We start from the raw sequence: 11,552 nt of genomic DNA, 5'->3' as shown, positions 1-11,552 counted from the left end.
AAGTACGGGATCTCCGGGGCGCAGCCGGCCGAGGCGTTCGCGCAGGCCATCCGGCAGGCGTGGAACGAGCGCAACCCGCTGACTGTGCTGCCGCAGCCGGCGTCGGCCGACGGCGCGGTGTGCGGCCCGGACGGCTGCAACTAACCTGACCGACCGGAACCGGCAGGCCGCTTCTCAGCGCGGCCTGCCGGTTTTCTTTGTCCAGAGCGGGCGGCTGCCACCGGTTCAGGCCCGGCCGGCGCCGGGCGGACCGTCCAGCACGGTGGGGACGTACTCGAGCAACTGCAGCCGGCCGTCGAAAGTCCTGCTCTCCACCATCTCCAGCGCGACGTCGGGGTAGCCGTCGTAGATCCGTTCCCGTCCGGTGGCGCCGGTGATGACCGGGAAGACGACCAGCCGGAACCGATCCACCAGGCCCGCGGTCAGCAGCGACCGGCACAGGCTGAGGCTGCCCAGGGTGCTCAAAGGCCCGGTCCCGCTCCGCTTCATCTTCGACACCGCCTCGACGGCGTCCCCGGCGACCAGTTCGGAGTTCGGCCAGTCGAGCGGCGCCTGCAGCGTGGAGGAAAAGACGACCTTGGGCACGGCCGCCAAACCGGTCAGGCTGGCCCTCTCATCTTCGGAGAACTCCGAACCCCCGGCCGCAGCCTCTTCCGACATGCCGGACATCAACCGGTAGGTGTTCGCCCCCAGGAGGAGGGTGTAGCCCTTCTCCGCCTCCTGCCCGAGCCAGGCCAGATACTCCGGCGCTTGCAAACCCCACCAGCCGGGCCAGCCCTCGGCGGAAGCGTACCCGTCGAGCGAGATGATCAAATCGACCATCAGGTCCGCCGGCGGCGTCTGTGCAGTTGTCTCGGCCATCGCGTTCTCCTCGGGTTGATCGATGGTGGCGGCTGGGGCTGGGCTCGGGCGCGCCATTCGGCACTACGGGACCGCCACCGCGCTCGGGTCGAGGCGCGCCGTCGACGCCGTGCCGACATGCTATGCCCGGAGCATCGGGGTGGTGAAGGGGACTCCGCGGGCGGGTGCGGCTCGGGGGCGGCTCGACGTTCGCCGGCTCCGCCGGGCGCGCGCTCACGCCGGGCGGGGCGCAGGCATCCGCTAAGCTGAGAACGCTTGGCACCTCGTCGTTGAGGACTTTTGCCACGGACCCTTCTTGATCGCCTGACGGCGCACTGCTGCCCCGCGATGGTCCGCTTCCCCTGTGGCGCCCGCTGTCCCCCGAGTGACGGCGGCGGAGCACCCTGCTGCACAAACGCGGTTCCTTCCGCGCGTTCAGGTGCAGGTACGGCCGACCGACGTTCCGGCCCTGATTTTTTGGAGAGGACTGATAGCGGGATGGACCAGCAACCGGCGAAGCTCTGGACCAGGAACTTTATTCTGGCGATCGTCGTCAACCTGTTCATTTCCCTGGTCTTCTACATGCTGATGACCACCATGGCGCTCTACGCCGTGGCCCGGTTCCAGGCCTCCGACACCGCTGCCGGATTCGCGTCCAGCGCGTTCGTGCTCGGTTCGGTCATCGCACGCATCTTCGCCGGCCGCCTGCTGGACGTCGTCGGCCGCCGGAAGATGATCTCGGTGACCATGGGGGTCTTCGTGGCCGCCTCGCTCCTCTACATTCCCACCGGTTCACTGGGCTGGCTGCTGGTGCTCCGGACGGTGCACGGCATGGCCTTCGGTGCGGGCACTACCGCGGTGGCGGCTTCCGCCCAGACCCTGATCCCCCACACCCGGCGCGGCGAAGGAACCGGGTACTTCGGCCTGTCCACCACGCTTTCCACGGCGGCGGGCCCCTTTGTGGGCGTGCTGCTGGCGGGGCTGGGCAATTACGACGCCATGTTCTACTTCTGCGCTGCAGCCTCCGTGGCGGCCCTGGTCGTGGCCCTGTTCCTGCGGGTTCCGGAGGCGCCGGCGGCGAAGCGGTCCGGCAGGTTCCGGATGAGCTTGAGTGATATTTTTGAGACGGCGGCTCTGCCGATCTCCTGCATCATCCTGCTGGCCGGAGCCTCCTACTCCGGCATCCTGACCTTTTTGACCTCCTACGCCGAATCCAGCGGCTCCACCGGCGCTGCAAGCATCTTCTTCCTGGTCTACGCCGGCGCCGTGCTGGTCTCGCGGCTGTTTGCCGGCCGGATCCAGGACCGCCGCGGCGACAACAGCGTCATGTACCCCACGCTGATTTCCTTCGTGCTGGGCCTGCTGCTGTTGATCCCGGAGCCGACCGCCCTGACCATCACGGGCTCGGCCATCCTCTGCGGCATCGGCTTCGGCACGGTGATGTCCGGGGCACAGGCCATTGCGGTCAAAGTGTCACCGGCCATGCGCATCGGCACCGCGACGTCCACTTTCTTCCTCATGCTCGACGTCGGTTCCGGCATCAGTCCCATTGTCCTGGGCATGCTGATTCCGGTGCTCGGCTACCCGGGCATGTACGCCATGCTGGCCGGGGTGATGGCGCTGGCCACGCTGCTGTACTTCGTCGCGCACGGCCGCCGGAGGGGCGGCGCTCCCGCCGTCGGCGCGTAGCAGCCATCGAAGCCGGTGGGTGGGCCACCCCTGCCAGGCACCGCCGTCGTGCTGTGGAGCGTTATTTCTGTGGAGCGTTATTTCTGCGCGGCGGAATCGCTGGGCGTGGGTGAGAGCCTCGGGCAGCTGAGCGTGCCCGGCGTCTGGTCCACCAGCTTGGCCGGCACCAGTTCCTTATAGCCGGTGCCCACCACCACGTCCACGCTCGCGTCGTCGCGGTTATCGGCCACGTACTCGGTGTCCGGGATGTTCCGCTGCAGGTTGAAGGCGTTGGCTTCGCCGGCCTTGCCGGAAACGACGACGGCGCTCATCCCGTGAAAGCTCAAGGTTTTGTTGCCGACGGCGCCGATGTCGTACCCGCGGTCGGCCAGCGCGGAAGCTACCTTGCTGCCCAGCCCCTCCAGTTGGGTGCCGTTGTAGACGTTGACCCGGAACGATCCGTTATCCGGGTAGTCATAGGTGCCGGCGGGGCAGGTGACCGGTTCCGCCGGCGCCGGCGGACCCCAGCCGGGGACCTTCAGGTCGCCGCGTGCAACGGCCAGGGCCGTGAGCACCGCGGCGATCAACAAACCGACCAGCAGGACCAACACCACTCCGTGCAGGATCCGCCGATGGTAAATGTGCGGCTTCTCCACATTGCCGTCGTCTTCGAAAACCTGGTCCAAGTCGTCTTCGGTAATGACGCGGCTGCCCTGCCAGCGCGGTGGCTGCGCGGGCTTGCGTTGGGGTGGCGGTGGAATGCCGGGTTCAGTCATCGACCACCAGCACCCGGGCATGCAGCACGGCCCGCTGGTGAAGCGCCGTGCGGACCGCGCGGTGCAGCCCGTCTTCCAGATAAAGGTTTCCCTGCCACTGCACCACGTGCGGGAACAGGTCGCCGAAGAACGTGGAGTCCTCGGCCAGCAGGGCGTCCAGGTTCAGGGTGGACTTGGTGGTGATCAGCTCGTCCAGGCGCACTTGGCGCGGCGGCACCTCGGCCCAGTCTTTGGGGCTGACGTGGCCATGCTCGGGATAGGGACGGTTATCGCCCACGGATTTGAAGATCACCAACCCAGCCTAAGGAAGTCCGCGCGTGAAGGAAACGCATCCGGCAGCGTGCCGCAGACCGTAGCCAAAAGGTTACTGTTCCGGGCCGGTGGAGGGGTGCGATGTGGGCGCCGAGCCGGCCGCGAGTAAGAGTTTGGCTTCGATACCTCGCTCGTGGGGCCCGCGGCGGGCCCCCTCTGTGGCCCGTGCAAAGTCCCTCACATTGCCGTGATCGGCACTTCGCGGACGCCCCGGATCTCGCCGGTGATCCAGTCCTCCCACTCGACCCGCAGCCGGTACTCCCCTCGTTCCGGCGGATGCAGCATCACGTCGTACCGCTCGGCGGCGCCGAACGCCAGCACGCTGGTCATGAGCGGATATCCGGCCTCCCGGCAGGTGGGAGAAGGCGCACCCGGTACGGAGGTGTCGCGGTACGGCCGGCCGTCGTGGGCGATCAGTTCGGCCATCCGCACCGGTTCGCCGTCCACCGTCGTGAAGTGCATGCGGTTGGGCAGGTAGTTGGCGTTCAGGATGCGCAGCAGCGTTGGCTTCTTCGGGCCCCCGGCGACGTTGGCCCGCAGCGCCGACAGGCTCCAGACACGGTTGTCGCCGGACCGGCGGCGGACGATTTCGCCGCCCATCAGGTAGAAGTGCTTGGGCTCGAACCGGTTCAGCCCCACGTCCTCTCCGGACAGCCCGGCGGCGTGGTGCATCTGGTGCCACCGGGGATCCAGCGAGTACGGGATCAGGATGGATTCGGTGTCGATGTCATACTCCGGCCCGTCCACGAACGCACGCCGTGCCCCCGGAGCCACCGGATAGTCCGGATGGACCACCGGATCCACGATCACCGGGCCGAACATCCCCATCTGCGCATGCAGCACCGTGTTGACGTGGCAGTGGTAAAAGTAGGTCCCGGCGGCACCGAAGTTGGGGTCCCCGGGCCGGCCGGGTTCCGGCGCCCACTGGTACGTATAGGTACCGCCGATCTCGAACGACGTGTGGCCGACGCCGTCGTTGCGCGGGTCGGGTTCCAGCCCGTGCCAGTGGATGGTGTGCGGCCCCATCGACGGATGCACGGTGGCGTGGAAGACCTGCCCTTCCAGCGGGCGGATCAGCGGCCCGGGGAAACCGCGGCCGGATTCCCGCGAGTCAAAGCTCCACATCTCGAACTGCGCGCCGTCGTCGAACCGCAGGTCCCGGTTGAAAACCCCCAGGAAGATGGACGAGTGCGGCGTTTGCCGGAACTCGGTGACCGGCCGGTCCAGGTCCAGCTGATCGGAGCTGAAATCCACCTGGCTGCGGAAGCGGTGGCGCGGGCGGTCGTCGTCGCCCGGCCGGGGGCTTTGCGTCGGCTGCCGGGTTGGCCCGCCCGTTGGTTCCTGGCTGGGTTCCCCGGAAGGGGACGACGTCGGTGCTCCCGTTGGTTCGGGCGCCGGCTGGTGCGTGGGACCGGCTGTGGGCTCCGCCGTGGGTGAGACCGTCGGCCTTGATGTCGGTGCCGGCGTCGGTCGTTGCGTCGGGGCCGGCGTCGGTCGCTGCGGCGGCGCCGGGGTGGGCTTGCCGCGGTCCTTCTCGCGGCGTTTTCGGTCGTCGTCGTCCTTCTTCTTGCGGGCCTCCGCCTCCTTCTTCTTCTGGGCTTCCTCCGTGCGCTTGCGGGCCTCCGCTTCTTTTCTCTTGCGCTCTGCCGACTCCCGCTGCTGCCGATCGGCCTCCCGCTTGCGCGCCTGCTCGGCCTCGCGCTCGGTCTCCTTCGTGGTCTTCTTCCCGCCGGTGTCCCGCCGCAGCGGCACCGTCACGTTGCTCATGCTCCCTCCCGGGGAATTGGTGCCTTCAGGTTCCAGTGCGCCACGAGTCCGCCCGGATACATACCGCCGGCGGCAGTCTGCGAGGGCTCCGCGTGGCAGTGCATCGGGTACTCCCAGTCAGTGGTCCGGGCGTACCAGACCGCGTCCAGGGCATCCGGGGGCCGCTTCACCGGAATGATGCAGTCCTTGCGGTCCATCGGCGGCAGCTCCACCACGTCCTCCCACTGCTGCAGCACCACGTGGCCCTGCTGGTCCACGTACCCTTCGTTCCGCGGCCAGTGATAGTTGTTCCGCCGCACCGTCCACAGGTGGTTCCCGTGGAAGTGGATCTGGTGGTTGACGATCCCGGGGTTGATCAGCCGCACCAGCTGCCCGCCGCGGAGGGTGCCCGCGGTGCTGCCTTCGCCGAATTGCCGCACGTCCAGCTGCCGTGGATAGCCGGAGACGAGGGTTTCTTCATCGCTGGCCAGATTCAGGGCGTCGTTGCGCGTCATCGCCAGGGACTCGTAGCCGCTGCGCCCGTTGAGTGTGAAGTACCGCGGTACGGCCTTGGTTTTCCGCGGATCAACGCTCCCGCCGGCGGCCTCGATCGCGGCCCAGTTCGACTCCACCGCGTGGCAGATCCAGACCCACTGCCGCTCGAAGGTGGCGCGGCCGGGCGTGATGTCCCACTGGTGCCCGGAATCCATCACCACCAGAGCGCCGAAGAGCCCGAGCGTCCGCTCCACCGGCGCGTTGGTCGGATCGGTATAGATGTACGAGCCGGCCGGCGGGCAGGGCAGCTCCAGCAGTGCACTCCCGCCCGGCGCAATCGGACCGGTCCGGGCGTCCGCGTGGTCTGGTCCGACGTCGTGCAGCACAAACTCATGGACCTTTGCCAGCCGATTGTGCACCCGGAAGCGCAGCGTCGAGCCGACCTCGGCGATGATGGTGCGCGAAGGGAAGTAGCTGGCCCAGTGGTTGCGGCGGATGAAGTACTGTCCGGGGTTGGCCGGGTCCGGGCCGTACGGCTGCGGGGTGCCGCGCGGCGGCAGCGCCGCCCCCAGCGGATAGCTCCGCGACTCCATCAACCGGCCGTCGGCGGTGAACACCTTGGGCGCCATGGCCAAGCTGGGCGAAGCGTCCCGCAGGCCGGTGGGCCGGTCGCCGAAACCGCGGTGGTAGACCAGCGAGTCGTCCACCATCTTCAGGTAGCCCTCGTTGATGTACACGTCCAGCACGCCGGGGACGGGCACGACGGCGGAGCGGGTGGTGCCAGTGGCAACGCCGGCGTGGGCGCCGCTGGCCTGGGGCGCACCGGCCATCCGGGCCGGGGAAGCGGCTGGTTGCGAGGGGCTCCCCAGCCCCGCCGTCGATGCCGGCGCGGCCGACGCCGCCGACGCTGCCCGCCCCGCCGACGCTGCCGGCGCCCCGGCGCGGCCAAGCCCGGCGAGGGTCAGCGCGCCGAGTCCGGCTGCTGCCCCGTACTTCAGAAAATCCCAGCGCCCGACGCTGGACGTCTCCGGCGTTTCCTTGCGGACGCTGGACTCCGCGCCGGCTGCTTCGGTCTGATCCGGGGCGCCGCGGTCCGGCTCCGGCACGTGCTCAGTCATGATGGCCACCCTCGTTCAGCCAGCCGGGCCTGAGAGCCACCCGCGGCAGTTCAAGCTGCAACGGTGCCGCGTGCAGCCACGGATCGGTGAACTCAGCGGAAAAGCTCTGGGCGTCCGCGGGCACCAGGAAACTGATCCAGAAGCGTTCGGCACTCCAAGGCACCAGCGCCACGGCGTCCCCCGAGTCCCGGTTGGTGACCGTCGGACCGTCTTCGGTCACTCTCAGCCGCAGCTGACCCGGCGCGAACAGCACCTCGCCCTCGGTGGCATTCCGCACTTCGAGCTCCAGCAGCAGGTGGTCGCCCCAGGTCATGTTCGCCGGTTGCGGCGCCGTCGCCACGCTTGGGCCGTGGCCAGCGTGCCCGGCTCCCCCGTGGGCGGGGCCGGCACCCGATACAGCGCCGGCAGCTGCCGACCCCGCCGCAGCGGAGGATTCCGTGCCTGTGGCGGGAACACCGCCGTCGTACGCCAACCGATGCTGGCGCTCCGCGGATACCAGCCGCACGCTCCCAAAGGACGTTGGCACGCTTCCCGGGCTGAGCCCGCCCGCCCGCTGGTGGCTGGCCGTGAGCAAACCTGCGCCGCCCGCCGCGCCCGCGACGCCGGCGCCAACCAGAACTCCAAAAACACGGCGCGACAGACCGAATGGCAGGCTCGCGCTGCCCTCCCGCCCCGGCACGACCGCGCTATCCCCATAGTGCGTCGTCATTGCTTTACCGCTTCCAATCCCCCATACCTCTAGCACTCATCCTGGCCGCGCGGGCTTGGGAAAAGCTGGTGGGGTGCAAACCGTCAGGCCGCCCGGTCATACTGGGATCATGAGCCTCACAGCCGGGTCCCCTTCCCGCCCCGACCAGCCGCCCATCGGCCTGCTGCTGGACGTAGACGGCCCGGTTTCCTCACCGGTGACCCGCACGGTGCCGCCGGAAATCATCCACTCGCTGCTGGTGATGGCGAAACGGGGCTGGCCGATCGTGTTCAACACCGGGCGCTCGGACCACTTCATCCGCGAGCAGGTGATGGAGCCCATGCTGGCTGCCGGGATGCCGCCCGGGGTCCGCTGCTATGCGGTCTGCGAAAAGGGCGCCGTCTGGTTTAGTTTCACCGCGGACGGCCCCGGCACCATCCACGTGGACCACGCCTTGGCACCGCCGCAGGAGTTCGCCGCCGAGGTGCGCAAGCTGGTCAGCTCCGGCTACGCCAGCCAGATGTTCTTCGACGAAACCAAGCGTGCCATGGTCTCCGTGGAGCAGGTGGTGGGGACGGAAAACCGGGAGTACCGCCAGGTGCAGGAAAAGTTCGACGCCGAGGTGCTGGCTCTGATGAACAGGTTCGGCATGGGTGCCAGTCGGCTGGACCAGCACCTGCCGGACAGCGACGACCAGATCGACTACCGGGTGGACCCCAATATCATCGCCACCGACATCGAATCGGTGCAGCTGGGCAAGGACCTGGGTGCGCAGCGGGCGCTCGAAATGCTGGCCGCGGACGGCGTGGTCCCGCACGCGTGGCGGACCATGGGCGACTCGCGCACTGATTATGCGATGTCCGATCTGCTCCACCATGCGGGACACGCGGTGCTGCACGTGGACGTGCGGCCGGCGGATGGGGTGCCGGAGAAGCCGTACCCGGTGCTGACCGCGGCGCACCTGGGCTTTCCGCACGCCGTGCACGAGGAAGCCGGCGCGGCGTTCCTGCGGACCTGGGCAGCGATCGCCCAGACGCTCTAGGGGCTTCGCCGGCCGGCCGCGTGCCGCCGTCGGACCAGCCGCGTGCCGCAGTCATGCCGCCGTCATGCCGTCGTCGGACCGTCCGCGAGCCGCCGTCGGGCCGCCGTCGTGCCGTAACACGGCGCAACACGGGGCGCATTCCACGCCGGATTCCGTATACGTCAAGCGAATCTCTGCCGCCGCCGCAATTCGTAACGTGCGTCATAATTGACACCGGACCCGGTGCTAGTCTGCCAACCATGAACGCACTTCAGGGGAGCATTCCAGTACTCGACATGAGCACCGCCCGCCTTGCGGACGGCAGCTTCAACCCGGACTTCATCGACCAGCTGCGCGACGCCGCGCACCGCGTCGGCTTCTTCCAGATCACCGGCTATGGCGCCGCCGACGGGCAGGTGGCAGAGCTCTTCGACGCCATCAAGCGCTTCTTTGAGCTGCCGCTGGAGGAACGGCTCAAGCTGGACAACCGGAACTCCCCGCACTTCCGCGGTTACACCCGGATGGGCACCGAGCGGACCCAGGGACGGGCCGACGCCCGCGAGCAACTGGACTACTCGCCCGAAAGCGAGCCGGTGGCCGACTACCCCGAGGACCAGAAGTACTGGCTGCTGCGCGGCCCCAACCAGTGGCCCGACGCCGTGCAGCCCGACCTTCGCGAGAAGGCCATGGCCTGGGCCGAGCTGATGTCCACGGTGGGCCACGACCTGCTCGCGGCCATCGGCGTCGGACTGGGCCTGCCGGAGGACTACTTTGACGAGCCGTTCGCCGACACGCCGCACTGGATGGGCAAGCTGGTGCACTATGTGGGCGGCGTCGTCGAGGAAGCAGGAGACCAGGGCGTGGGTGTGCACGCCGACTACGGCTTCGTGACCCTGCTGCTGCAGGACATGGTCGGTGGGCTGGAGGTTCGGCCGCCGGAATCCGACGAGTGGCTGCCGGTCGAACCGATCGAGGGCGCCCTGGTGGTCAACCTCGGCGAAATGCTCGAGGTCGCTACCGACGGCTACATCACCGCCACCATTCACCGCGTGCAGGCTCCGCCGCCCGGCGTGGACCGCTACTCGGTGCCGTTCTTCTGGTCGCCGCGCCTGGATGCCGTGATCGACCCGGTCCCGCTGCCGGACGACCTCAAGGCCGAGTCCCGCGGACGCACCGACGACCCGACCAACCCGATGCTCTCCAGCTTCGGCGCCAACATGCTCAAGGGCCGGCTGCGCGCCCACCCCGACGTGACCGAAAAGTTCTACCCGGAGCTGCTGGTCAAGAAGTAAGCCCCCAGCCTCTCCGGGCCTCCGGGCTGGCTCCGACAAAGTTGGGTGCGACATCCGTTCGCACCCAACTTTTCTTTGCTCCGGGCTCTGCTTGCCCCCGGTGCGCTGCCGCCCCTGCCCGCCCCCGGTGCGCTGCCGCCCCCGGTACGCTGCCGCCCCTGCCCGCCCCCGGTGCGTTCCCGCCCCCCGCCCGCCCCCGGTGCGCTCCCGCCCTTGCTCGCCCATAATGACTGTGTGGGCAACATCCTGATCCGCTGGCGCGATGAACTGCGGGGCACGTTTTCCGGTCAAAGCGACACGGTCCCGCAGTGGGAACTGGACTTGGAGAACGGCGACGACGCCGGCTACTTCGCGCCCGATTCGGCGGTCTGGGCGGTCCATGGCTCCATGCCGACGCTGGTTGCGGGCATCCGTTCCCTGCTCACCCAGACGCTGCACCCTGGAGCCCTGGCCGGCGTCCACGACTTCTCTGCCTACCGCCAGGATCCGCTGGGCCGGCTGGCCAACACCATCCGGTGGATCTTCACCGTCACTTACGGCGACACCGCAGCGGCGCGCTCTGCCTGCGACCTGGTGCTGCGCCTGCATGAACGCGTCCGCGGAACCTACACCGACTCCGCCGGCGCGCAGCAACCGTACTTTGCCAACGATCCCCATCTGCTGCGCTGGGTGCACCTGACCTTCACAGACGCCTTCGTCACCGCCCACCTCGCCTACGGCCGAAAGCTGCCGGGGGGTCCGGACCGCTACGTGGCCGAGTGGGCAAAAGCCGGCGAACTTATGCACGTGTCGGATCCGCCCCGGACCAACGCGGAACTGCGCAGCCAGTTGGCCGACTTTGGGCCGGAGCTCGCAGCCTCGCCCGCAATGGCGGAGACGGTCGAATTCGTTCGCCGGCCGCCGCTGCCCCGCTCCCAACGACTGGGCTACCGCGTTCTCTTCGCTGCCGCCGTCGAAACCCTGCCCGAGGACTATCGCCGTCTGCTGGGGCTGCCGCCGAGCACTCCGCTGCCGCTGCGGATCCTGATCAAGCCGGCAACCAAGGTCGTCCTGGGCATCGTCCGACTGGGCCTGAGCAAGACCGGCCCCAGCGAGTCCGCCGCGCGCCGCCGCCTTGCCCGGCTCCGGCAGCGGACCTGATGCCGGCGAGGGCGGCTGCCCGGTGTGCTCGTGCTGCAACTTCCCATGTATGAGCGGCCGCTGAAAACAAACCCGCAGGTCAGGGGCTTTTCGTTCTCTGAAACGTGGGCAGTTGTGGCTATACCTGGGAAGTTACGGAGGGAAGGGCGGCCGCGACGGCGTGGGGCAGCTTCGCCGGCCCGGCCGCGTCCCGGGCCGGGACGGCCCCAGGTTTAGGCGCCCCGGTCTCGGCTTCCCGATCCCGGCTGTCCCGGCTGTCCCGGCTGTCCCGGCTGTCCCGCCTTTTGGGCACCGCGCTGTCCAAGTTTTGGAAGCTGCTCCTATAAACCTGCAGGTCAGAGCGTCTTTCCCCGCCAAAACCTGGACAGTTGTTGCTGAACATGGACAGTTCTGGTGGGCGGGCGGGGGCCGTGGCGCCGGGGCGCGGGAGTCTGGGCGGCCGCGCGGGGTCCGGCC

Annotated in this window: 10 protein-coding genes; 4 read left to right on the top strand and 6 right to left on the bottom strand. The window is 68.8% G+C overall.

All coding sequences use genetic code 11. From position 1 onward, the window contains the following. Nucleotides 1-225: 225 nt before the first annotated feature. On the bottom strand, nucleotides 226-861 hold the full coding sequence (locus AC5RWT_RS29015; RefSeq protein ID WP_494083219.1) for a dihydrofolate reductase family protein: 636 nt from the start codon (nucleotides 859-861) through the stop codon (nucleotides 226-228). A 477-nt stretch (nucleotides 862-1,338) separates the two neighbouring features. On the opposite strand from AC5RWT_RS29015, the gene AC5RWT_RS29010 reads away from it, so the two are divergent. Then, entirely contained in the window at nucleotides 1,339-2,529 is a 1,191-nt protein-coding gene (locus tag AC5RWT_RS29010) for an MFS transporter (RefSeq protein WP_494083218.1), read from the top strand. A gap of 77 nt (nucleotides 2,530-2,606) precedes the next feature. Here the strand turns inward: AC5RWT_RS29010 and AC5RWT_RS29005 are convergent, their stop codons facing one another. The 5 genes from AC5RWT_RS29005 to AC5RWT_RS28985 all read right to left on the bottom strand — a co-directional run bounded on the left by AC5RWT_RS29005 (nucleotide 2,607) and on the right by AC5RWT_RS28985 (nucleotide 7,460). Next, nucleotides 2,607-3,284, bottom strand: a complete 678-nt coding sequence (locus AC5RWT_RS29005) for a LytR C-terminal domain-containing protein (protein ID WP_494083217.1) — start codon at nucleotides 3,282-3,284, stop codon at nucleotides 2,607-2,609. Beyond that, nucleotides 3,277-3,576, bottom strand: a complete 300-nt coding sequence (locus tag AC5RWT_RS29000) for a type II toxin-antitoxin system VapB family antitoxin (RefSeq protein ID WP_494083216.1) — start codon at nucleotides 3,574-3,576, stop codon at nucleotides 3,277-3,279. The genes AC5RWT_RS29005 and AC5RWT_RS29000 overlap by 8 nt, the downstream gene beginning before the upstream one ends. Nucleotides 3,577-3,773: 197 nt before the next feature. Next, on the bottom strand, nucleotides 3,774-5,363 hold the full coding sequence (locus AC5RWT_RS28995; protein WP_494083215.1) for a multicopper oxidase domain-containing protein: 1,590 nt from the start codon (nucleotides 5,361-5,363) through the stop codon (nucleotides 3,774-3,776). Further along, complete coding sequence (locus tag AC5RWT_RS28990; protein ID WP_494083214.1) at nucleotides 5,360-6,955, bottom strand: multicopper oxidase domain-containing protein; 1,596 nt, start codon at nucleotides 6,953-6,955, stop codon at nucleotides 5,360-5,362. Before AC5RWT_RS28990 ends, AC5RWT_RS28995 begins: the two co-directional genes overlap by 4 nt. Further along, the gene (locus AC5RWT_RS28985; RefSeq protein ID WP_494083213.1) at nucleotides 6,948-7,460 is read right to left on the bottom strand and encodes a hypothetical protein; all 513 of its coding nucleotides are present in this window, start codon (nucleotides 7,458-7,460) and stop codon (nucleotides 6,948-6,950) included. The genes AC5RWT_RS28990 and AC5RWT_RS28985 overlap by 8 nt, the downstream gene beginning before the upstream one ends. 313 nt (nucleotides 7,461-7,773) lie before the next feature. Here AC5RWT_RS28985 and AC5RWT_RS28980 point away from each other — a divergent pair, with 313 nt between their 5' ends. The 3 genes from AC5RWT_RS28980 (at nucleotide 7,774) to AC5RWT_RS28970 (ending at nucleotide 11,096) form a co-directional block, all read left to right on the top strand. Further along, on the top strand, nucleotides 7,774-8,685 hold the full coding sequence (locus AC5RWT_RS28980) for a Cof-type HAD-IIB family hydrolase (protein WP_494083212.1): 912 nt from the start codon (nucleotides 7,774-7,776) through the stop codon (nucleotides 8,683-8,685). Between the two features lie 239 nt (nucleotides 8,686-8,924). Then, complete coding sequence (locus AC5RWT_RS28975; protein ID WP_494083211.1) at nucleotides 8,925-9,956, top strand: isopenicillin N synthase family dioxygenase; 1,032 nt, start codon at nucleotides 8,925-8,927, stop codon at nucleotides 9,954-9,956. Between the two features lie 234 nt (nucleotides 9,957-10,190). Then, nucleotides 10,191-11,096 carry an oxygenase MpaB family protein gene (locus AC5RWT_RS28970; protein WP_494083210.1) on the top strand — a complete coding sequence of 302 codons (906 nt, stop codon included), beginning with the start codon at nucleotides 10,191-10,193 and terminating at the stop codon, nucleotides 11,094-11,096. Nucleotides 11,097-11,552 lie beyond the last annotated feature (456 nt).

The sequence above is a fragment of the Arthrobacter sp. Dra40 genome (genome assembly GCF_059091905.1).
This window is presented reverse-complemented; position numbering and strand designations above follow the sequence as displayed.